This is a genomic window from Pseudomonas sp. HS6 (assembly GCF_023375815.1).
Classification (GTDB): domain Bacteria; phylum Pseudomonadota; class Gammaproteobacteria; order Pseudomonadales; family Pseudomonadaceae; genus Aquipseudomonas.
The window spans coordinates 5,040,428-5,062,092 of the sequence record NZ_CP067412.1; the positions used below are offsets into that span (position 1 = coordinate 5,040,428).

25 protein-coding genes are annotated in these 21,665 nt (G+C 62.4%); 10 read left to right on the forward strand and 15 right to left on the reverse strand.

Going from position 1 to position 21,665, the window contains the following annotated elements; all coding sequences use genetic code 11:
* Window positions 1–69: 69 nt before the first annotated feature.
* Together dxs and JJN09_RS22840 are read left to right on the forward strand one after the other, a co-directional pair.
* Window positions 70–1,968: a 1-deoxy-D-xylulose-5-phosphate synthase gene (gene dxs, locus JJN09_RS22835; RefSeq protein ID WP_249483899.1), complete on the forward strand. Its 1,899-nt coding sequence runs from the start codon at window positions 70–72 to the stop codon at window positions 1,966–1,968.
* Between the two features lie 154 nt (window positions 1,969–2,122).
* Window positions 2,123–4,006, forward strand: coding sequence for a TonB-dependent receptor (locus JJN09_RS22840; protein ID WP_249483900.1), 1,884 nt, complete (start codon window positions 2,123–2,125; stop codon window positions 4,004–4,006).
* A gap of 109 nt (window positions 4,007–4,115) precedes the next feature.
* Here JJN09_RS22840 and JJN09_RS22845 read toward each other — a convergent pair whose 3' ends face one another.
* The 12 genes from JJN09_RS22845 to nrdR form a co-directional block, all read right to left on the reverse strand.
* A complete protein-coding gene (locus tag JJN09_RS22845) occupies window positions 4,116–4,916 on the reverse strand; it encodes a cobalamin-binding protein (RefSeq protein WP_249483901.1) in 801 nt (266 codons plus the stop codon).
* Window positions 4,916–5,335: an MFS transporter gene (locus JJN09_RS22850; RefSeq protein WP_249483902.1), complete on the reverse strand. Its 420-nt coding sequence runs from the start codon at window positions 5,333–5,335 to the stop codon at window positions 4,916–4,918. Before JJN09_RS22850 ends, JJN09_RS22845 begins: the two co-directional genes overlap by 1 nt.
* Window positions 5,332–5,949 (reverse strand): GTP cyclohydrolase II, encoded by a 618-nt coding sequence (gene ribA / locus JJN09_RS22855; protein ID WP_065259552.1) that lies wholly within the window; start codon window positions 5,947–5,949, stop codon window positions 5,332–5,334. The genes JJN09_RS22850 and ribA overlap by 4 nt, the downstream gene beginning before the upstream one ends.
* Before the next feature lie 133 nt (window positions 5,950–6,082).
* Complete coding sequence (locus tag JJN09_RS22860) at window positions 6,083–6,820, reverse strand: ABC transporter substrate-binding protein (protein ID WP_249483903.1); 738 nt, start codon at window positions 6,818–6,820, stop codon at window positions 6,083–6,085.
* A gap of 28 nt (window positions 6,821–6,848) precedes the next feature.
* Complete coding sequence (locus tag JJN09_RS22865; RefSeq protein ID WP_096820753.1) at window positions 6,849–7,352, reverse strand: phosphatidylglycerophosphatase A; 504 nt, start codon at window positions 7,350–7,352, stop codon at window positions 6,849–6,851.
* Window positions 7,349–8,314 (reverse strand): thiamine-phosphate kinase, encoded by a 966-nt coding sequence (gene thiL / locus JJN09_RS22870; protein WP_249483904.1) that lies wholly within the window; start codon window positions 8,312–8,314, stop codon window positions 7,349–7,351. Before thiL ends, JJN09_RS22865 begins: the two co-directional genes overlap by 4 nt.
* 18 nt (window positions 8,315–8,332) lie before the next feature.
* Entirely contained in the window at window positions 8,333–8,833 is a 501-nt protein-coding gene (gene nusB / locus JJN09_RS22875; RefSeq protein ID WP_096820751.1) for a transcription antitermination factor NusB, read from the reverse strand.
* Window positions 8,830–9,306 carry a 6,7-dimethyl-8-ribityllumazine synthase gene (gene ribE / locus JJN09_RS22880; protein ID WP_003228649.1) on the reverse strand — a complete coding sequence of 159 codons (477 nt, stop codon included), beginning with the start codon at window positions 9,304–9,306 and terminating at the stop codon, window positions 8,830–8,832. The genes nusB and ribE overlap by 4 nt, the downstream gene beginning before the upstream one ends.
* A 91-nt stretch (window positions 9,307–9,397) precedes the next feature.
* A complete protein-coding gene (ribBA, locus tag JJN09_RS22885; protein ID WP_065259547.1) occupies window positions 9,398–10,489 on the reverse strand; it encodes a bifunctional 3,4-dihydroxy-2-butanone-4-phosphate synthase/GTP cyclohydrolase II in 1,092 nt (363 codons plus the stop codon).
* Between the two features lie 16 nt (window positions 10,490–10,505).
* Complete coding sequence (locus JJN09_RS22890; protein ID WP_102620871.1) at window positions 10,506–11,171, reverse strand: riboflavin synthase; 666 nt, start codon at window positions 11,169–11,171, stop codon at window positions 10,506–10,508.
* Window positions 11,172–11,218: 47 nt separating this feature from the next.
* Window positions 11,219–12,352, reverse strand: a complete 1,134-nt coding sequence (ribD, locus tag JJN09_RS22895) for a bifunctional diaminohydroxyphosphoribosylaminopyrimidine deaminase/5-amino-6-(5-phosphoribosylamino)uracil reductase RibD (protein WP_249483905.1) — start codon at window positions 12,350–12,352, stop codon at window positions 11,219–11,221.
* Window positions 12,349–12,813, reverse strand: coding sequence for a transcriptional regulator NrdR (gene nrdR / locus JJN09_RS22900; RefSeq protein WP_249483906.1), 465 nt, complete (start codon window positions 12,811–12,813; stop codon window positions 12,349–12,351). Before nrdR ends, ribD begins: the two co-directional genes overlap by 4 nt.
* Before the next feature lie 128 nt (window positions 12,814–12,941).
* Between nrdR and JJN09_RS22905 the strand changes: the two genes are divergently transcribed.
* From JJN09_RS22905 to trxA, 3 genes are read left to right on the forward strand one after another with little or no spacing between them, the layout of a single operon-like run.
* Complete coding sequence (locus JJN09_RS22905; protein ID WP_249483907.1) at window positions 12,942–13,406, forward strand: hypothetical protein; 465 nt, start codon at window positions 12,942–12,944, stop codon at window positions 13,404–13,406.
* Window positions 13,403–14,059, forward strand: coding sequence for a methyltransferase (locus JJN09_RS22910; RefSeq protein ID WP_249483908.1), 657 nt, complete (start codon window positions 13,403–13,405; stop codon window positions 14,057–14,059). The genes JJN09_RS22905 and JJN09_RS22910 overlap by 4 nt, the downstream gene beginning before the upstream one ends.
* A 39-nt stretch (window positions 14,060–14,098) precedes the next feature.
* The gene (gene trxA / locus JJN09_RS22915) at window positions 14,099–14,971 is read left to right on the forward strand and encodes a thioredoxin (protein ID WP_249483909.1); all 873 of its coding nucleotides are present in this window, start codon (window positions 14,099–14,101) and stop codon (window positions 14,969–14,971) included.
* Between the two features lie 4 nt (window positions 14,972–14,975).
* Here the strand turns inward: trxA and JJN09_RS22920 are convergent, their stop codons facing one another.
* A complete protein-coding gene (locus tag JJN09_RS22920) occupies window positions 14,976–15,332 on the reverse strand; it encodes a hypothetical protein (protein WP_249483910.1) in 357 nt (118 codons plus the stop codon).
* A 135-nt stretch (window positions 15,333–15,467) separates the two neighbouring features.
* Between JJN09_RS22920 and JJN09_RS22925 the strand changes: the two genes are divergently transcribed.
* From JJN09_RS22925 to JJN09_RS22945, 5 genes are all read left to right on the forward strand, one after another.
* Window positions 15,468–16,070, forward strand: a complete 603-nt coding sequence (locus tag JJN09_RS22925) for a DUF2796 domain-containing protein (RefSeq protein ID WP_249483911.1) — start codon at window positions 15,468–15,470, stop codon at window positions 16,068–16,070.
* A 15-nt stretch (window positions 16,071–16,085) separates the two neighbouring features.
* On the forward strand, window positions 16,086–16,796 hold the full coding sequence (locus JJN09_RS22930; RefSeq protein ID WP_249483912.1) for an ABC transporter ATP-binding protein: 711 nt from the start codon (window positions 16,086–16,088) through the stop codon (window positions 16,794–16,796).
* A 1-nt stretch (window position 16,797) separates the two neighbouring features.
* Window positions 16,798–18,063 carry an ABC transporter permease gene (locus JJN09_RS22935; protein WP_249483913.1) on the forward strand — a complete coding sequence of 422 codons (1,266 nt, stop codon included), beginning with the start codon at window positions 16,798–16,800 and terminating at the stop codon, window positions 18,061–18,063.
* Window positions 18,064–18,074: 11 nt separating this feature from the next.
* Window positions 18,075–18,593 carry a DUF3299 domain-containing protein gene (locus tag JJN09_RS22940; RefSeq protein WP_249483914.1) on the forward strand — a complete coding sequence of 173 codons (519 nt, stop codon included), beginning with the start codon at window positions 18,075–18,077 and terminating at the stop codon, window positions 18,591–18,593.
* Between the two features lie 247 nt (window positions 18,594–18,840).
* Window positions 18,841–19,539: an OmpW family protein gene (locus JJN09_RS22945; RefSeq protein WP_249483915.1), complete on the forward strand. Its 699-nt coding sequence runs from the start codon at window positions 18,841–18,843 to the stop codon at window positions 19,537–19,539.
* A 189-nt stretch (window positions 19,540–19,728) separates the two neighbouring features.
* On the opposite strand, the gene JJN09_RS22950 is transcribed toward JJN09_RS22945, so the two are convergent.
* Together JJN09_RS22950 and JJN09_RS22955 are read right to left on the reverse strand one after the other, a co-directional pair.
* A complete protein-coding gene (locus JJN09_RS22950; RefSeq protein ID WP_249483916.1) occupies window positions 19,729–20,658 on the reverse strand; it encodes an NAD-dependent epimerase/dehydratase family protein in 930 nt (309 codons plus the stop codon).
* Window positions 20,651–21,535 carry a sugar nucleotide-binding protein gene (locus JJN09_RS22955; RefSeq protein WP_249483917.1) on the reverse strand — a complete coding sequence of 295 codons (885 nt, stop codon included), beginning with the start codon at window positions 21,533–21,535 and terminating at the stop codon, window positions 20,651–20,653. The genes JJN09_RS22950 and JJN09_RS22955 overlap by 8 nt, the downstream gene beginning before the upstream one ends.
* Between the last annotated feature and the right edge of the window lie 130 nt (window positions 21,536–21,665).

Genomic DNA, 21,665 nt, shown 5'->3' on the forward strand with positions numbered 1-21,665 from the left:
CAACGCGTGGGCAGGGGACGATGCATCAGGTAAACTGCCGCATCTTTTATACCTATAACGATTCGCCTGATGCCCACGACGTTCCATGAGATTCCCCGCAAGCGCCCGACCACGCCCCTGCTCGACCGCGCGAACACGCCGGACGGCCTGCGCCGGTTAGGCGAAGCCGAGCTGGAAACCCTGGCTGATGAGTTGCGCCTGGAATTGCTCTACACGGTCGGCCAGACCGGTGGGCATTTCGGTGCCGGCCTGGGCGTCATCGAGCTGACTATCGCGTTGCATTACGTCTTCGACACCCCGGACGACCGGCTGGTGTGGGACGTCGGTCATCAGGCCTATCCGCACAAGATCCTCACCGGTCGCCGCGAGCGCATGGAAACCCTGCGCCAGAAGGACGGCATCGCTGCCTTCCCGCGTCGCTCCGAGAGCGAGTACGACACCTTTGGCGTCGGCCACTCCAGCACCTCGATCAGCGCAGCGCTGGGCATGGCCATCGCCGCCCGCCTGCAGAACAGTGATCGCAAGGCGATTGCCGTGATCGGTGACGGCGCGCTGACCGCCGGCATGGCCTTCGAGGCGCTGAACCACGCGCCGGAAGTGAACGCCAACATGCTGGTGATCCTCAACGACAACGACATGTCGATCTCGCGCAACGTCGGCGGCCTGTCGAACTATCTGGCGAAGATCCTTTCCAGCCGCACTTACGCGAGCATGCGTGAAGGCAGCAAGAAGGTCCTGTCGCGCCTGCCCGGCGCCTGGGAAATCGCCCGTCGCACCGAAGAATACGCCAAAGGCATGCTGGTTCCCGGCACCCTCTTCGAAGAGCTGGGCTGGAACTACATCGGCCCGATCGATGGCCACGACCTGCCGACCCTGATCGCCACCCTGCGCAACATGCGCGATCTGAAAGGCCCGCAGTTCCTGCACATCGTCACCAAGAAAGGCAAAGGCTTCGCCCCGGCGGAAGTCGACCCGATCGGTTACCACGCCATCACCAAGCTCGAACCGCTGGGCGCCCCGGCCGCTGCGCCGAAGAAGGCCGGCGGGCCGAAGTACTCCGGCGTGTTCGGTGAATGGCTGTGCGACATGGCCGCTGCCGACCCGCGCCTGGTGGGGATTACCCCGGCGATGAAGGAAGGTTCGGATCTGGTCGCGTTCAGCGAACGCTTCCCGCTGCGCTACTTCGATGTGGCGATTGCCGAACAGCACGCCGTGACGCTCGCGGCCGGCATGGCCTGCGAAGGCGCGAAACCGGTGGTGGCAATCTACTCGACGTTCCTGCAGCGCGGTTACGACCAGTTGGTGCATGACGTCGCGGTGCAGAACCTCGACGTGCTGTTCGCCATCGACCGCGCCGGTCTGGTGGGCGAAGACGGCCCGACCCACGCCGGCAGCTTCGATCTGTCGTTCCTGCGCTGCATCCCGGGCATGGTGATCATGACCCCGAGCGATGAAAACGAACTGCGCAAGATGCTCACCACCGGCCACCTGTACAACGGCCCGGCGGCGGTGCGCTATCCGCGCGGCACCGGCCCGAACGCGGCCATCGAGAAGAACCTCGAGCCGATCGAGATCGGCAAGGGCGTGGTTCGTCGTCAGGGCAGTAAAGTCGCCCTGTTGGTGTTCGGCGTGCAACTGGCCGAAGCACTGAACGTCGGCGAAACGCTGGACGCAACCGTGGTCGACATGCGTTTCGTCAAACCGATGGACGAAGCATTGGTGCGTGAAATCGCCGCCAGCCACGACCTGCTGGTGACCCTCGAAGAGAACGCGATCATGGGCGGCGCCGGTGGCGCGGTCAGCGAATTCCTCGCTCGTGAAAACATTCTCAAGTCGGTGCTGCACCTTGGCTTGCCGGACGTTTACGTCGAGCACGCCAAACCGGCGCAGATGCTGGCCGAGTGCGGGCTGGACGAGGCCGGGATCGAAGCGGCGGTGCGCGAGCGCCTGACTCTGCTCAACAAGTAATCACCATCCCTGTGGGAGCGGGCTTGCCCGCGATGGCGTCGGAACATCCAACATTAATGTTGACTGTGACGACCTCATCGCGGGCAAGCCCGCTCCCACAGTGCTTTGTGTTGCTGGAAATTTTGTGTACACCTGAAAGATCAATGGACTGCCGATGAACCTCTCGCGTCTCGCCCTGCCCCTCCTGCTGCTGCCATCCGCCAACACCCTCGCCGACACTTTCGAGCGCGATCAGGCCCTGAAACTGCCGGACATGCTGATCAGCGCCAACCGCCAGGTGGAAGCACGCAACGACAGCAGTGCCGCCAACACCGTGTTCACCCGTGAAGACATCGAACGTCTGCAACCGAGCAACGTCACCGACCTGCTGCAACGGGTTCCGGGCGTGCAAGTGGCACAAACCGGCGGGCGCGGCAGCCTGCCCGGGATCTACATTCGCGGCACGCAGTCGGCGCAAAGCCTGGTGCTGGTCGATGGCCAGCGCATCGGCAACTCCACTTCCGGCGACAGCAACCTGCAACACCTGAACATCGAGCAGATCGAACGCGTCGAAGTGCTGCGCGGTTCGCGCTCGGTGATCTACGGCAGCGATGCGATTGGCGGGGTGATTCAGATCTTCACCCGGCGCGGCGGCGAACAAGGATTGCAGCCTCGGATGCATATCGGATTTGGTAGCAACCAGACTTGGGAGCGCAGTGTCGGCCTGTCCGGCGGTGATGAGAAAACCCGCTTCAATCTCGGCGCCAGCCTCGATGAAACCGCCGGGATCGACCGCACTCACGAGTCCTATCCCAGTGACAGCGACCACGACGCCTATCGCAACAAATCCATCAGCCTGAGCCTCAGCCATGCGCTGACCGATGACATCGAAGTCGGCGTCAACCTGCTGGATAACCGTGGCAAAAGCGAGTTCGACAACCCGTTCGGGCGCTTCGACCCGGTGACTTTCGACTCACTCCAGCAGCAGCCCTACAGCGACTTCACCGTCAGCAGTTTCAGCAGCTACATCGACGCGCGGATCAACGAGCGCTGGAAGTCGCGCCTGGAGCTCGGCCACAGCGAAAACCGTGAGAAGTCCTTCGACAAGCTCAGCGACGAACGCTCGGTGTTCAACACCTACCGTGACTCGGTGACCTGGCAGAACGACCTTACCCTCGATGCACGCAACAGCCTGATCCTCGGTGGCGACTGGTACGAGGACCGGGTCAACAGCAGCACCGCGTTTGACGAGGACAGCCGCTGGAACCGCGCCGCGTTCATCCAGCATCGTTTCCAGGCCGACAGTTTCTCCACTGAACTTGGCCTGCGCCGCGACGATAACCAGCAGTTCGGCGGTCAGAACAGTTGGAGCGGCACGCTGACATTGCCGGTCAACCCGGACAACGATCTGCTGCTCAGCTACAGCGAAGGCTTCCGTGCACCGACCTTCAACGACCTGTATTACCCGGACTTCAGCAACCCGGATCTGAAACCGGAAACCTCGAAAAGCTACGAACTGCAATGGCGCAGCCAGTTGAGCGACAGCAGCCGCCTCGAAGCCTCGCTGTATCGGACCGATCTGGAAGACGCGATCATCTTCGGCAGCCACTCACGCCCGGAAAACGTCGCTTCGGCGCGGATCAACGGCTTTGAGGCAGCGCTGAAACAGGAACTGCTGGGCTGGCAGAGCAACCTCGGCGTGGCGATCATCGATCCCCGCGACCGCGACACCGGCCACACCCTGGCGCGCCGTGCGCGCCGGACGCTTAGCTGGGATCTGGATCGACAATTCGACCTTCTCGGTTTAGGCGCCAGTTGGCAAGCCGTCAGCAGCAGTTATGACGACCTGAAAAATCAGCAACCATTGGGTGGTTATGCGCTGCTCGGACTGCGCAGCAGTTGGGCGCTGAACCGCGAAATCAAGCTGGATTTCAAGGTGGATAACTTGCTGGACAAGGGTTACAGCCGGGCGCTGTACAGCCATGACGGCAGTCAGTATGGCTATCGCGAGGAAGGTCGGGCATTCATGTTCGGCGTGACCTGGACGCCGCAGCTCTGATCCAGAATTTTCGCTGCTTTGACGGGCCTCATCGCGAGCAAGCTCGCTCCCACAGGTTCAGCGTAATCCCTGTGGGAGCGAGCTTGCTCGCGAAATAGACGCCGAGGTCTCAGCGGTCCGGCGCAATCAGCAGGCAGAGTTTGGCGGTCGCCTCGATCATCTGCCCGCTCGGACGCTCCAGGCCTTTGTCGGTGACCAGCAGCAACTGCCCGTGCTTGACCGCCGCCACCTGCGACCAGGCGTTCCATGCGTTCAGTTGCGATTGATCGCTGGCCAGAATCACTTCGGGGTCACGCTGTAAAACGGCTTCGATGCTCACCTGCGGCGCCGGCAGCGTCAGGTCGGCAAACACGTTGCGTGCGCCGCACACCTCAAGCGCATCACTGATGATCTGCCCGCCACCGACGGTGTACAGCGGCTTGTCCCAGACTTGATAGAACACCCGCAGCGGCGTTTCCCGTCGGTAGCGTTGGCGCAGCTCGTCGAGCTTGCGCCGCAACCCGGTCGCCCGCTCAACTCCACGCTCAGGACGACCAAGCTGCGCAGCAATAGCTTCGATCTGCTTGGTCAACTGCTCGAGACTGTGAGGTTCGGCAACGAAGGTCGGGATATTCAGGCGCTTGAGCTGATCGCGCTGGGCCGGGCCGACACTGCCGGGCCACAACAGCAACAAGTCAGGCTTGAGGCTGAGCAGCCGCTCAATATCGAGCTGGCCATAACGGCCCACCGAAGGTACATCCTTGATCGCAGACGGCCGGTCACCGGCATCCAGCACGCCCACCAACAGGTCGGCCGAATCCAGCTCGACGACGATTTCAGACAGGGATGGCGCGAGGCTGACCACGCGCAGGGCGGCCAGGGCTTCACTGCTGACGGCCAGCAGCAGAACCGCCAGCCAGAGACGGCGCATCAACCGAGTTGACGCGGAATACGGTAGAGGTAGAACAGCACCGCCGTGGACAGCGCCAGCAACATCAGCGGAACGGCTTCGAGGCCGACGAACACCGCCAGTGCGCCGATCCAGGCCGGTAATCCTGCGGCCAGAAACGCCGTGCGACGACGAGCTGCAAGGGCAATCCACGCAGCGGGTTCTTCAGGGGTATCGAGAGCTTTTTGCGTGGCGATCAGCGCATGTTTGTAGCGGCCGAAAAACTTCAGGCTGACAAACATCGACGCCACGCCGGCAATGAACAACGGCATCGCCAGCACCGGCAGGATGGCTTCGCTTTCGCCGAACACGGCGTTGAGCACGAACAGCGGCACCAGTGCCAGCGCCAGGTATTTCCACCAGGCGACTGACAGACGGCGCCGCACCTGCCCCCGGGTCACGCCCGGTCTACCTCGCCCTGATGCTCGTTGCCCATCATGTGGTCGAGTTTGCTGGCCTTGGTCGCCAGGTAGAGTTTGTTGTGCGGGTTGTGGCCGGTGTGCAGCGGCACGCGCTCGGCGACGACAATGTTCATGTCGGTCAGGGCTTTGACCTTGCGCGGGTTGTTGGTCATCAGGCGCAGGGATTTCACGCCCAGATGCTCAAGCATCGGCAGGCACATGGCGTAGTCACGCTGGTCGGCAGCAAAGCCCAGACGCTCGTTGGCTTCAACGGTGTCGGCGCCGCCGTCCTGCAATTCGTAGGCACGGATCTTGTTCAGCAGGCCAATGCCACGGCCTTCCTGACGCAGGTACAGCAACACGCCACGACCTTCACGGGCGATCGCCTTGAGGGCGGCCTCCAGCTGCGAGCCGCAGTCGCAACGCTGACTGAACAAGGCATCGCCGGTCAGGCATTCGGAGTGCAACCGGCCGAGTACCGGGGCACCGTCGGCAATCTCACCCAGGCTCAGCACAACGTGCTCGCGGCCGGTGGCTTCATCGAGAAAACCGTGCATGGTGAATTGCGCAAAAGGCGTTGGCAGCTTGGAAGCGGCGACAAAAACGACAGGCACCGGTGTGCTCCTGATCTAAAAAGTCTGAAGATTCGCTGGGCGGCATTGTAACAGCAGGTTCCTGCAGGTGCTTAGGCTGAATTATCGGCCATAACGATCAAAAAGTTTGATAACAGGCCCGAGATCATCGCGTTTACTCGAACGGATACGGCTGTTTCCAGTGCTCGAAGATCGGTTTCAGCTCGCCGCTTTTCACCAGTTGTTCCATGCGCTGGTCGTAGATCGACATCAGTGCGCGGGCCTGCGGGGTGTCGGCGAAGCCGAGGTACAGCGGCAATTCCGCCAGATGCGAGTAATGGTATTGCGAAGGGTCGGCGGCGTTTCTCACCACTGCTTCGATTTCAGTCAGGGCATCGATGTAGTAATCCGCCCGCCCCTGCTTGAGCATCGACAGGATTCCGGTGCGGCGTTCGATCTGGTTGAAGCGCTTGACGTTCGGCAGGTAGGTTTCATAACGATAACCCCGCACCCAGGCCAGTCGGTACTTGCCTAGGTTCGCCTGGGTCGGCGACGGATTGCTGGCAAGACCAAGGGCGTAGATGTGGTCGGAGTCGAAGTTCCATTTCGGGTACAGCACCTGCTCGGCTTCACCGCGATAGGAGCCGACCAGCGCGTCGACTTCCTTCAGTTGCACCAGGCCCACCGAGCGGGTGTACGGCACAGAGCGAATGTCCAGGGTCACGCCGGCCGGTTCGAAGACTTTGCGCAACACGTCCCAGCCCAGACCATGGCCGTCGGCGGCGGTGTAGTCTTCCCATTCTTCGCTGGCGAGGTGAATGACCGACGGCGGTGCGTCCTGCGCCTGTGCCACCGCACCGGCCAGTACACCCAGCAGGGTAAAAACCAGTACCGCCAACCCGCGTCGAGCCATCCCTGTGTCCCTCATCCACGCCTTGAAATCAGGCGAAAATCCACACCAGTCCCTGCATCGCCAGCCAGGCGAACACGCCCGCCAGCACGTCGTCGAGCATAATGCCGACGCCGCCATGCACATGCCGGTCGATCCAGCGGATCGGCCATGGCTTGAGGATGTCGAAGAAGCGGAACATCAAGAACCCGGCGAGCAACCAGTACCAGCCTTCCGGCACCAGCCACAGGGTGATCCACATCCCGACCATTTCGTCCCAGACGATGCCTTCGTGGTCGTGTACCCGCAGATCGTCGGCGACCTTGCCGCACAGCCAGAAGCCGAACAGCATGGTGATCCCGAGCATCAGCCAGTAACCCCAGTCGGGCAACATCTGCCACAACGGAATAAAGGGTAGCGCAACTAACGAACCCCACGTGCCCGGTGCTTTCGGCAAGGTGCCGGAACCGAAGCCGAACGCGAGGAAGTGCCAGGGGTTGCGCCAGACCGACGGCGGAACGAACTCGCCGGGAACCTGTTTCGGGTGATCTGTCACGGTGACTCCTGAAAATGTTGATAACCCCGGATTTGCGGGGTGATGTCGTGCCCGTCGCGATCCAGCAGCACCACGCCCTGCCCCTCTGCCACGCGCCCGATCACATGGATCGGCCAGCCATCGGCCAGCAGCGTCGGCAACTCGACGGACGGCAGCGTAAACGCCAGCACGTAATCATCGCCACCGCTCAACGCTGCACGTTCGGCACCGCGCTGACCGAGAAACGCCACCAACGCGTCCGACAACGGCACGCGCTCACGCTCGACTTCGAGGCGAACCTTCGAGGCCAGTGCGATGTGACCGCAATCGGCGAGCAGGCCATCGGAGATATCCAGCGCCGAAGTGGCCTTGCCACGCAAGGCCTGACCGAGGGCCAGTTGCGGTTGCGGCGACCAGTAATGATCGAGCAGCGGCTGGGCGATGTGCAGCTCCGCATCACGCTGACCAAGCACCAGCGGCAACGCCCCAGCGGCATTGCCCAGTTCGCCGCCGACGCACAACAGATCGCCCGGCTGCGCGCCGCTGCGGGTCAGTGCCTGTCCGGCCGGGACGCGCCCGAACACGGTGACAGTCAGGCTCAACGGCCCACGGGTGGTATCACCGCCGACCAGCGCCACGCTGCAGCTTTGTGCCATACGGTTCAAACCACGGGCATAGGCTTGCAGCCAATCGGCGGTCACCGTCGGCAAGGTCAGGGCAAGGGTAAAGGCAACGGGCGTGGCGCCCATGGCAGCGAGATCGCTGACCGCCACGGCCAGCGAGCGCTGACCGAGCAGAAACGGATCGCAGGGATCGGCGAAATGCACGCCGGCCACCAGCGTATCGGTGGAAATCGCCAGCTGCTCCCCGGAAGGAACCGCCAGCAAGGCGCAGTCGTCGCCGATCCCCAGTGCAACGCCCTCGCCGCCCTGCGCACAAGGCGCGGCGGCGAAGAAATTGCGGATCAGCTCAAACTCGCCCATTGCGATATCAAGCGCTGATCAGCGCTTGAACGCCTTGACTTCAGCTTCACGCAGGCGCGGAGCCAGCTTGTCGAGAACGCCGTTGACGAACTTGTGGCCGTCGGTGGAACCGAACACTTTGGCCAGTTCGATACCTTCGTTGATCACAACGCGGTACGGCACGTCGACGCGCTTGAGCAGTTCCCAGGTGGACAGGCGCAGAACCGCCAGTTCAACCGGGTCCAGCTCTTCGATCGCCAGATCCAGGCAAGGCGTGAGCGCGTTGTCGATTTCGGTGCGGCTGGCCGGAACCCCGTGCAGGATTTCGCGGAAATACGCGCCATCGACATCGGTAAAATCGTTATCGACCCGGAATTGCGCTTCGATCTCGTTCAGCGAAGCCTTGGCCATGTGCCATTGATACAGAGCCTGAGTCGCGAGCTGACGGGCTTCGCGGCGCTTGACGCTCTTCGATGGCTTGCCGGCATCCGCAGGTTTCGGATCGCGCGGGTTGAAACGATCGCTTTCGTCGCTAATCACTTGGCCTCCAACTGCGCCAGCAGGCTGACCATTTCCAGAGCGGACAGGGCAGCTTCAGCACCTTTGTTGCCGGCTTTGGTGCCGGAACGTTCGATGGCTTGCTCGATGGAATCAACGGTCAGGACGCCGAAAGCGACCGGTACGCCGAACTCCATGGACACCTGGGCCAGGCCCTTGGTGCACTCGCCAGCCACGTATTCGAAGTGCGGAGTGCCGCCACGAATGACCGCGCCCAGGGCGATGATTGCTGCGAACTCGCCTTTCTGGGCGACTTTTTGCGCAACCAGCGGGATTTCGAAGGCGCCAGGTGCGCGGATGATGGTGATGTCGCTTTCGCTCACGCCGTGGCGAACCAGGGCATCAACTGCACCGCTGACCAGGCTTTCAACCACGAAGCTGTTGAAACGGCCTACTACCAAAGCGTAGCGGCCTTTAGGGGCGATGAAGGTACCTTCGATGGTCTTCAGGGTCATTCGTCAGATCTCTTAAAGAGCCGGGACGCGTCTGTTTCGCGTCCCTCAGTGATTTATTTGCCGCGAATTCGGGTCCGGAAACAACCGGTCATTATTCGGAGGGCACGTATTCTACAACTTCCAGATCGAAACCGGATATCGCATTAAATTTCATCGGTGCGGACATCAGGCGCATTTTGCGCACACCGAGGTCACGCAGGATCTGCGAACCGGCACCGACGATGCTGTAGGTGGTCGGTTTTTTCACCGCCGCCTGATCGCCGGTTTCGCGGATATGCGCCAGCAACACGTCGCCATCGAGCGGGTGACCGAGCAACAACACCACACCGCTGCCGGCCTCGGCAACCGCAGCCATGGCGGCGCGCAGGCTCCAGCGGCCCGGTTGCTTGACCATCAGCAGGTCGCGCAGCGGGTCCATGTTGTGCACGCGAACCAAGGTCGGCTCTTCGGCGCAAACGGTGCCCAGGGTCAGTGCCATGTGCACGTCGCCTTCCACGGAATCACGATAGGTCACCAGGTTGAATTGGCCCAGTTCGCTGTCCAGTGGCTGCTCGGCAATCCGCTGAACGGTACGTTCGTGGATCATCCGGTAGTGAATCAGGTCGGCGATGGTGCCGATCTTGATGTTGTGTTCGGCCGCGAAAGCTTCCAGTTCGGCGCGACGGGACATGGTGCCGTCGTCGTTCATCACTTCGCAGATCACGCCGCTCGGCTCGAAACCGGCCATACGCGCCAGGTCGCAAGCCGCTTCGGTGTGACCGGCGCGTGCCAGGGTGCCACCGGCCTGGGCCATCAGCGGGAAGATGTGGCCCGGGCTGACGATGTCTTCGGCTTTCGCGTCTTTCGCGGCAGCCGCTTGCACGGTGCGCGCGCGGTCAGCGGCGGAGATGCCGGTGGTCACGCCTTCGGCGGCTTCGATCGACACGGTGAACTTGGTGCCGAAACCGGAACCGTTGCGCGGCGCCATCAGCGGCAGCTTCAAGGTTTCGCAGCGCTCGCGGCTCATCGGCATGCAGATCAGGCCACGGGCGTGCTTGGCCATGAAGTTGATGTGCTCGGCCTTACAGCATTCGGCGGCCATGATCAGGTCGCCTTCGTTCTCGCGGTCTTCGTCATCCATGAGGATGACCATCTTGCCTTGGCGGATGTCTTCAACCAGTTCTTCGATGCTATTGAGCGCCACAAGGCACCCCCTTCAGTCAGGATTTGAGGTAGCCGTTGGCGGCCAGAAAGCTTTCAGTGATCGTACCGCCGGCGGTCGGCTCTGCGGCCTTGTCGCCCAACAGCAGACGCTCCAGATAACGCGCCAGCAGGTCGACTTCCAGGTTCACCCGGCGACCTGGCTTGTAGGACGCCATGATGGTTTCGCTCAAGGTGTGCGGGATGATCGTCAGCAGGAATTCGGCGCCATCGACCGCGTTCACGGTCAGGCTGGTGCCATCAACCGTGATCGAGCCTTTGTGAGCGATGTACTTGGCCAGTTCTTTCGGCGCGCGGATGCGAAATTCCACGGCGCGGGCATTGTCGCTGCGCGAGACCACTTCGCCGACACCGTCGACGTGACCGCTGACCAGGTGCCCGCCGAGACGGGTGGTCGGGGTCAGGGCTTTTTCCAGATTGACCGGGCTGCCGCTTTTCAGGTCATTCATGGCGGTGCAGTCGAGGGTTTCGCGACTGACGTCGGCGGCAAAGCCGTCGCCCGGCAGTTCCACAGCAGTCAGGCACACGCCGTTGACCGCGATGCTGTCGCCGAGTTTGACGTCGCTCAGGTCGAGCTTGCCGGTTTCGACATGCACCCGTACATCACCGCCCTTTGGGGTCAGTGCGCGGATACTGCCAATGGATTCGATGATGCCGGTAAACATGGGGTTCTCCTTGAGAACGAAGCCAGCGCTGACGCGATGGCGAAAAATTATACGCTCGTCGATGGCTGAGGGATTGCAGTGACTCGCCAGTCATCGCCAACCGCGCGAATTTCAGTGATTTTCAGCTCCGGCGCATCCTTCATATAGGCTAGCGGCCAGTCCAGCAGCGGACGCGCCGTGGAGCCGAGAAACTTGCCGGCGATGAAGATCACGAACTCATCGACCAGACCGAGTTGGGCAAACGCGCCGGCCAGTCGCGGACCGGCCTCGACCAGCACTTCGTTGACGCCACGGTTGGCCAGTTCGATCAGCAATTGATGCAGATCGACCTGACCGTCGTCACCCGGCACGATCAGGCATTCCGGGCCGTGGGCGTACTGTTCTTCGATGGCCACGCAGGTGGCGACCAGCGCCGGACCGGCCTTGAAGAACGGTGCATCCAGCGGCACTCGCAGACGCCCGTCGATCAGCACCCGCAGCGGCGGACGACTCAGGGCCAGCGCGGTTTGCTCGGCGTCCAGCCCCAGTTCATCGCCGCGCACGGTCAGTCGTGCGCCGTCGGCCAGCACCGTGTCGGCGCCGGTCAGCACCACACTGGCTTGGGCGCGCAAACGCTGCACCGCAGAACGCGCGGCAGGGCCGGTGATCCATTGGCTTTCGCCGCTTTCCATTGCCGTGCGGCCGTCGAGGCTCATGGCCAACTTGACCCGCACGAACGGCAAGCCGTGCTCCATGCGTTTCAGAAAACCTTGATTGAGCTTGCGCGCTTCGGCTTCCAGCACACCGCTTTCGGTGGCGATACCGGCATCGGCCAGACGCTGCAAACCGCGCCCGGCCACTTGCGGATTCGGATCGCGCATTGCCGCGACCACCCGGCCAACACCGGCATTCACCAGCGCATCGGCACACGGCGGTGTACGGCCGTGGTGGCTGCAAGGCTCGAGAGTGACGTAAGCGGTCGCGCCCCGGGCCAGCTCAGCGGCGGCGCGCAGGGCGTGCACTTCAGCGTGGGGTTCGCCGGCACGCTCATGCCAGCCTTCGCCGACAATTTGCCCGTCGCGCACGATCACGCAGCCAACCCGTGGATTGGGATGGGTCGTGTAATGCCCTTTGCGCGCCAGTTCCAAGGCCCGGGCCATGAAGTGGGCGTCGAGGATGGCCTGCTCGGCGGCGCTGGTCATTCTTTCACCGGTTCACGGGCGAGACGGTCGATCTCTTCGCGGAACTCGTTGAGGTCCTGGAAGCGGCGATACACGGAAGCGAAACGGATGTAGGCGACTTCATCGAGCTTTTGCAGCTCGGCCATCACCAGTTCGCCGACCACGAGGGATTTGACCTCGCGTTCGCCGGTCGCGCGCAACTTGTGTTTGATGTGCACCAGCGAGGACTCGAGACGCTCGACGCTCACCGGACGTTTCTCCAGGGCGCGTTGCATGCCGGCGCGGAGTTTATCTTCGTCGAACGGTTGGCGGCTGCCGTCGGTTTTGATCAGGCGCGGCAACACCAGCTCGGCCGTCTCGAACGTCGTGAAACGTTCGCCGCAGGCCAGGCATTCACGCCGGCGGCGCACCTGTTCGCCCTCGGCGACCAGACGCGAGTCGATGACCTTGGTGTCGTTGGCACCGCAGAAGGGACAGTGCATGGTGGCTGGCAACAAAAAAAGGGAGGGCCATGGTAGCGCATCCCGGTGGCAAGACAAGCCATAGGCTTTGCGGTATACAGACTGCCATGATCGTTTGATCCATGGATTTCATTTTGCTGGAGCCGCCAATGTCGTTACGACCGCTCGTTTTGCTCAGTGTTTTCAGCCTGCTGGTGGCCTGTGGCAGCGATGCGCCCAAGCCGCAGCCGCCAACGCCGGGCCCCGCACCGCAACAAGCGCAGAAAAAGGCTAAAGAAGCTGCCGACCTCGGCCCGCTGCCTGCGTATCAACGGGAACTGAGCGGCACCCTGCAAGGCGTGCCCGCTGGCGCCGAAGTCGAACTGGCGCTGCTGGTGATCGACGAGAAAGGTCGCCCGCAGCAATTGCTCGCCAGTTCCAGCCTGATCGGCAACAACCAGATTTTGCCGTTTCATCTGCGTTTCAACCCTGACGCCTTCCCGGCCGGTGCTCGGGTCGAAATGCGTGGTCGCGCCAGCCAGTCCGGCCAATTGATCCTGCACCTGCCGTCGCAGACCATCAGCCAGCCGACCACCCAGGCACTGGGCCAACTGCAATTTGTCAAAGCCCCATGAATGCACCGCTAGACCTGCAACAGGCGCTGGGCGAGTTGCTCGGCGATGCCCGGCTGGTGGCCTGCCCGCTGCCGGACACTGATCTGAAACTGTGGCTGATCGATGGCGACAACATGGCCCGGGAATTCAGCCCGGACGAAACCCGGCGCATCCTCCACGAACCGCCGTACTGGAGCTTCTGCTGGGCGAGCGGTCTGGCCGTGGCACGCTATCTGGCGGAATTCCCCGAGTGGGTGCGTGGTAAACGCGTACTGGACTTCGGCGCCGGTTCCGGGATCGCCGGGATTGCCGCCGTGAAGGCCGGCGCGCTGGAAGTGGTGGCCTGCGACCTTGATCCGCTGGCCATTACCGCCTGCCGGGCCAACGCTGAACTCAATGATGTGCAGATGAGTTATTCCACGGACTTCTTCACCGAGGCAGATCGCTTCGATCTGATCCTGGTGGCCGACGTACTGTACGACCGGGAAAACCTGCCACTGCTCGACGCATTTCTCAGTCGCGGCCGCGAAGCATTGGTGGCGGATTCGCGGGTCAGGGATTTCCGTCATCCACTGTACCGGCGCATCGAGATGCTCGAAGCCATGACCCTGCCGGATCTGGCCGAGCCTGAAGAGTTTCGCCATGTCAGCCTCTACCACGCGGCCCGCGCCTGACCGTATAGTTGCCCCATTCACGCTTTTACGAGATACCCCATGAGTCAGCAAACGCCGTACATCTTCGACGCCACGACGGCCGACTTCGACCAGTCGGTGATCGAAGCTTCCTTCCAAAAACCGGTGCTGGTGGATTTCTGGGCCGAATGGTGTGCGCCATGCAAGGCGCTGATGCCTATGCTGCAGGGCATCGCCGAGAGCTATCAGGGCGAGTTGCTGCTGGCCAAGGTCGACTGCGACGTCGAGCAGGACATCGTCGCCCGCTTCGGCATCCGCAGTCTGCCGACCGTGGTGCTGTTCAAGGACGGTCAACCGGTGGACGGCTTTGCCGGCGCCCAACCGGAATCCGCTGTGCGCGCCCTGCTCGAACCGCATGTGAAGATGCCGCCACCCGCCGCCGCCGATCCGTTCGAGCAAGCCCAGGCGCTGTTCGACGAAGGTCGTTACGCCGATGCCGAAGCCGCGCTGGTGGTGATGCTCAATGAAGACAACACCAACGCCAAGGCGCTGATCCTGTATGCCCGTTGCCTGACTGAGCGCGGTGAACTGGGCGAAGCGCAAACCGTGCTCGACGCGGTCAAGAGCGACGAGCACAAAGCCGCGCTGGCCGGTGCCAAGGCACAGATCAAGTTCCTAGGCCTGGCCCTTGACCTGCCGGACGCCGCCGACCTGAAAAGCCGTCTGGCGCAGAACCCGCAGGACGATGAAGCGGTGTATCAACTGGCGATCCAGCAACTGGCCCGTCAGCAATACGAAGCGGCGCTGGATGCCTTGCTCAAACTGTTCATCCGCAACCGCAGCTACGGCGAAGGCCTGCCGCACAAGACCTTGCTGCAAGTGTTCGAACTGCTGGGCAACGATCACCCGCTGGTGACCGCTTACCGGCGCAAGGTGTTTGCGGCGCTGTACTAAGCGCTTACTCGATCCAGCTGTAGAGCGGCGTATCCCCGCCGCTCAGCACTTTCACGTCGGATGAATGACGCAGGCGCACCAACAGGCGCTTGCCCGCCGCAGCGCTGCCGGTCAGCCCTTCGAGTTGATCCAACAGCTCCGGCCCGCTGAGCTGCCCGGCCTTGCGCAACAGATCCCTGGCGACCTGCCACAACGCGTCATCCTGATTGACCGGTTTCGCCACCGGCGCCGCGGCTGCTTGCGGCTGGGCCGGTTGCACCTGCACGCCCAACTGCGCACCGAGCCGCGCCCAGTCGCTTTCATCCAGTTCCAGGGTCAAATCCACCGGCAACTCGCCGACGGTTCCGCGTATCCGCAACATAAGCTTCGCTCCCGCACATTTCTGACCTGCATGCTCCCATGGGACTTGTGCAACGCCAAGCGGGCGGGCAAACTCTGCGCACTTTCGTTATAAGATTACATAACAAACTCTTCACTTTACTTCCCGGAGTTCGCCATGCGTCGTCTGCTGCTCGCTTTGCCGTTTGCCCTGTTGCCGCTGGCCATCGCCCAGGCTGCCGATGAGCACGATCATGATCACGAACATGGCAGCCTCGGTGCCCACGAACATGGCGTCGGTCGCCTGAACGCGGCGCTCGATGGCCAGACTCTGGAACTAGAGCTGGACAGCCCGGCGATGAACCTGGTCGGCTTCGAACACACCGCCACCAGCGATGCCGACAAAGCCAAGGTCGCTGCCGCCCGCGCGCAACTCGAAAAACCGCTGGCGCTGTTCAGCCTGCCGGCCGCCGCCGGTTGCAAGGTCTCCAGCCAGGAACTGTCGAGCCCGCTGTTCGGCGACAAGCCGGATGCCGACGATCACGACGACGATGACCACGACGAAGACGCCAAGGGCGGTGAAGCGCATCACCACGATCACAGCGAAATCCACGCTCACTACCAGTTCACCTGCGCAGCGCCGGGTGCTTTGAGCACGCTGGATCTGGCAAATATCTTCAATACCTTCCCGGCCACCCAGAAAATTCAGGTACAACTGATCAGCCCGAACGGCCAGCAAGGCACGGAAGTGACGGCCAAATCCGCCGCCCTGAAATTCTGATCACGAACCGGCACCATGACCCAAGCACTCATCGAACTGTCCGACCTGGGCTTCAACTGGCCCGGTCACCCGCCGCTGCTGGACATCACGGCGTTTCGTCTGGAACCGGGTGAAACCCTGTTCCTCAAGGGCCCCAGCGGCAGCGGCAAGACCACCCTGCTCGGTCTGCTCGGCGGGGTGCAGAAGCCCGGTCGCGGCAGCATTCGCCTGCTCGGCCAGGAGCTGACCGAGTTGGGTGCCGGCGCTCGCGACCGCTTTCGCGTCGATCACACCGGCTACATTTTCCAGCAATTCAACCTGCTGCCGTTTCTCTCGGTGCGCGAGAACGTCGAGCTGCCGTGCCACTTTTCCAAGCTGCGCGCTGAACGCGCGAAACAACGTCACGGCAGCGTCGATCAGGCTGCCGCAACCCTGCTCGCCCATTTGGGTCTGAAGGACGAAGGCATTCTTGGCCGTCGCGCCGACTCGCTGTCGATCGGCCAGCAGCAACGGGTCGCCGCCGCGCGTGCACTGATCGGTCAGCCGGAACTGGTGATCGCCGACGAGCCGACTTCGGCACTGGATTACGACGCCCGGGAAAACTTCATTCGCCTGCTGTTCGCCGAGTGCCGTGAGGCCGGGTCGAGCCTGTTGTTCGTCAGCCACGACCAGAGCCTGGCGCCGCTGTTCGACCGTCACCTGTCCCTGGCCGAACTCAATCGCGCCGCCACGTCTGCCGAGGTCTGAGATGTATCTGTTCCGTCTGGCCATGGCCAGCCTCGCCAACCGCCGCTTCACCGCCCTGCTCACCGCTTTCGCCATCGCCCTTTCCGTCTGCCTGCTGCTGGCAGTGGAGCGGGTGCGCACCGAAGCCAAGGCCAGTTTCGCCAGCACCATCAGCGGCACCGACCTGATCGTCGGCGCCCGTTCCGGTTCGGTGAACCTGCTGCTGTATTCGGTGTTTCGCATCGGCAACGCCACCAACAACATCCGTTGGGACAGCTTCGAACATTTCGCCAGCAACCCGAAAGTGAAGTGGGCGATCCCGATGTCCCTCGGCGACTCCCATCGCGGCTACCGGGTGATGGGCACCACCGAAGCCTATTTCGAGCATTACCAGTACGGTCGCCAGCAGCATCTGGAGTTGGCCGATGGCCGCGCCTTCGCCACCGATCCGTTCGAAGTGGTGCTCGGTGCCGAAGTGGCCGAGGCGCTGCATTACAAACTCGGCGACCAACTGGTATTGGCCCACGGCGTGGCGGCGATCAGTCTGGTCAAACATGACGACAAACCGTTCACCGTGGTCGGGATTCTCAAGCGCACCGGCACCCCGGTGGACCGCACGTTGCACATCAGCCTCGGCGGCATGGAGGCGATCCACATCGACTGGCACAACGGTGTGCCGGCCCGTGGCAACGGCCGAATCAGTGCCGATCAGGCGCGCAACATGGACCTGACGCCGCAAGCGATCACCGCGTTCATGCTCGGCCTCAACAGCAAGATTTCCACCTTCGCGCTGCAACGGGAAATCAACGAATTCCGTGGCGAGCCGATGCTGGCGATTCTGCCGGGTGTGGCCTTGCAAGAACTGTGGAGCCTGATGAGCACCGCCGAAAAAGCGCTGTTCGTGGTCTCGCTGTTCGTGGTGCTGACCGGGTTGATCGGCATGCTCACGGCGATTCTCACCAGCCTCAACGAACGCCGTCGCGAGATGGCGATCCTGCGTTCGGTGGGTGCGCGGCCGTGGCACATCGCGAGCCTGCTGGTGCTGGAAGCGTTCGCTCTGGCACTGACCGGGGTCGTCGCCGGGTTGGCGTTGCTGTACATCGGCATCGCCGCCGCTCAGGGTTATGTGCAGGCCAATTACGGGCTGTATCTGCCGCTGGCATGGCCAAGCGAGTATGAATGGACGCTGCTCGGTGGCATTCTGGCTGCCGCGCTGCTGATGGGCAGCGTGCCGGCCTGGCGCGCGTATCGCCAATCATTGGCCGATGGCCTGTCGATCCGTTTATGAGGATGTTCACCATGCCCCGCGCTGTCCTTGCGCTGCTGTTGCTGGTCGCCCTGCCCGTGTGGGCAGCGGCGCCGAAAGACCTGACCTGGTCGGAGATGATCCCGCCGGACGCGGCCCCCGAAGTGCCGAACATGACGCCGCTGCATGACTTGTCGAAGATGAGCGATGCACTGTCAGCCGAATCGGCGCCAGCGGCCAAGCAGGACATGCCCAACGCGCCGGTAGTGCAAAGCCTCGACGGCCAGAACATTCGCCTGCCGGGTTACATCGTGCCGCTGGAGGTCAGCGAAGAAGGTCGTACCACGGACTTTCTGCTGGTGCCGTACTTCGGCGCCTGCATCCACGTGCCGCCACCGCCGTCGAACCAGATCGTGCATGTGAAAAGTGAAGTCGGCGTGAAGCTCGACGAGCTGTATCAGCCGTACTGGGTCGAGGGGCCGTTGCAGGTCAAGGCGTCCACCAGCGAACTGGCCGATGCCGGCTACCAGATGGACGCGGACAAGATTTACGTCTACGAGCTGCCGGAGTAAATCTGCTGGTTCTTTATTGCTTGTTAGGGCCCTATCGCTGGCAAGCCAGCTCCCACAGGTTTTGTTGGTGATCACAAAATTTGTTAACGACTCGATCACTGTGGGAGCTGGCTTGCCAGCGATGAGGCCATGAAAGTTCCACAGAAATCCGGGGCATCACTGTTTCATTGAGCTGAGTCAAAAGACCGTATCAGACGGATTCGTACCATAGGACATCAAACATTTTTAACGTCCTTTGGGAGCTTCCATGAACAAGTCCTTGCTCAGTGCCTCGCTGTTTGCCCTCGCGCTCGCAGCCCCGCTCGCCCACGCCCACGAAGCCGGCGACATCATCGTTCGTGCCGGTGCAATCACCGTCAACCCGAAGGCCGACAGCTCCAGCGTCAAGGTCGATCAGGGTCCGCTGAGCGGCACCAACCTGGGCGGCAAGGCGACCATGAGCAGCGACACCCAACTGGGTCTGAACTTCGCTTACATGCTGACCAACAACATCGGTATCGAGCTGTTGGCCGCGTCGCCGTTCGAGCATGACGTGAAGATCAAGGGCACTGCCCTGCCAGCCGCCAACGGCAAGCTCGGCACCCTGAAACACCTGCCGCCGACCCTCAGTGTCGTGTACTACCCGCTGGATCCGAAATCGGCATTTCAGCCCTACGTTGGCGGCGGCATCAACTACACCTGGATCTACGACGAGCACGTCGGCAGCGAAGCCCAGTCCAACGGCTTCAGCAACTTCAAGGCGAAAAACTCCTGGGGCCTGGCGTGGCAGGTCGGCGCCGACTACATGCTGACCGACAACATCATGCTCAACGCCCAGGTGCGCTACATCGACATCGACACCCGCGCCACCGTCGAGAACAACGCCGTGGCCCCGGGCACGCGCGCGAAAGTGAATGTTGATGTCGATCCATTTGTGTACATGGTCGGTCTGGGCTACAAGTTCTAAGCGAGCAATCAAAGAACGTTCACGTGGTGGTGAATGAGGCTTGGTGGCGGGCAGACTCAGAACTGACGGCGATGTACGCAATCGACCGGGGAGCAAGCTCCCTCGCTACAGGAAATGTGTTTGAAATCCGATTTCCGGCCGTGAAAAAGGCGCCTGTCACAAGGCGCCTTTTTCATGTCTGCGAAAGTCTCAGCGGCCGAGCAGACGTGCCAGGCCAACGCTCATCGGCGTTTGCGTCGGGCATTTGAATCGCTCAAGCAACCGAGCGTTGTTCGCCCGCGAGTGACGGATGTCGCCGGAGCGCGCCGGACCATAGCTGACTGGCGGCAGCTCACCGACCACAGCCTCCAGCGCAGCCAGCATCTGCTTGAGATTGGTCGCCTGATTCCAGCCGACGTTCACCGCACCAACTTGCGCTTCAGGTTTTTCCAGGGCCTGCACCAGCACGTCGACCAGATCTTCGACGTACATGAAATCCCGAGTCTGCTCGCCGTCGCCGAACACGGTGATCGGCAAGCCTTTCTGCGCGCGTTCGCTGAAAATGCTGATCACGCCGGAGTACGGCGAAGACGGATCCTGGCGCGGGCCGAAAATGTTGAAGAAGCGGAAGATCACCGGTTCCAGACCGTGCTGGCGACGGTAGAAATCGAAGTACTGCTCACCGGCCAGCTTGTCCGATGCATACGGCGTCAGTGGCGCTTTCGGCGTGTCTTCGTTGATTGACTCGCCCTCGCCATTGTTGCCGTAGACTGCGGCGCTGGAGGCGAACAGCACGCGCTTCACGCCGGCCTCGCGCATGGCTTCGCAGACGTTGAGCGTGCCGATGAAATTGCTCTGGTGAGTCTTCACCGGATCATCCACCGACGCCTGCACCGAGGCCACGGCGGCCAGGTGCGCGACCGCACTGCAACCCTGCATCGCCTGGGCGACCAGAGCGGCATCGGCGACGTCGCCGACGATCAGTTCAACCTTGGGATTGTCCAGCGGCAGGTTGCTGCGTTTGCCGGTCGACAGGTCATCGAGGATGCGTACCGAATGGCCGTTGGCGAGCAACGCGTCAGTCAGGTGCGAACCGATGAAACCGGCGCCGCCGGTGATTAAAACAGGGCCGTCAGCCATGGCGATAAAACCTATCCAGTAAGCCCGGGAGCGCGGCACGCCAGGCGCGCGGCTTGATCCCGAAAGTGTGCAGAATTTTCTTGCAGGCCAGCACCGCGTGTTGCGGTTCTTCAGCGGCATCCTCACGCGCGGCGTGGGCCTGGGCGGTCGGTTCTTCGATCGCCAGCGGATGCAGGCTGCGGGCCTCGGTGAGAATCGCCTGACCCAGCGCCAGCGGTGTGGTCGCCTCATGGCCGGCGTAGTGGTAAGTGCCCCACAGCGGCGCGGCACAATCGAGTTGCTTGAGTACCGAGATAATCACCCGGGCCGCATCGTCGACCGGGGTCGGATTGCCGCGACGGTCATCGGCCAGTAGCAACTCGTCCGGCTTCTCAGCGCGAGCGAGGAAGCGTCCGAGAGTACCTTCCGGGCTCTCATCAAGCAGCCAGCCGAAGCGCAGCAACACATGCTGCGGGCAAGTGGCCCGCACGCTCTGCTCGATCCGCCACAGCGCCTGACCGCGCAGGCCCAACGGCACGGGCTCGTCCTTTTCGCTGTAGGCGGTGGCACGGGAACCGTCGAATACCCGGTAGCTGGACGGTTGCACCAGCACGATGTTGTGGTGCTGGCACAGTTCGGCCAGACGCTCGATGGCGCGTTCCTGACCCGACAGACGGCTTTCGCTGACGGTCTCGGCCTGGAACCAGTCGAAATAGTAGGCAAGGTTGATCAACGCATCGGGACGGGTGTCGTCGAGCAGTTGTGTCAGGCTCGCGGCATCCCAGCCGTCTTCGGGCGGGCGGGGGGCGAGGAAACCGATGTCTTCCTCCGCACCGAGGCGAATCAGCGCCTGCCCAAGGGCATTTCCGCCGCCCAGTAACATAAGGCGCATTCGCATAGAGTCAGCAGGCCCAGTCTGATTGGAACGATGGCTTTAGCGACGATGCTCGTGGCACCGTCGTCGATAATTGCCGGAATCGTTGCATTTTGCGGGTTTAGTGCGCAACCGTCACCCGTAAAGTGTAGAT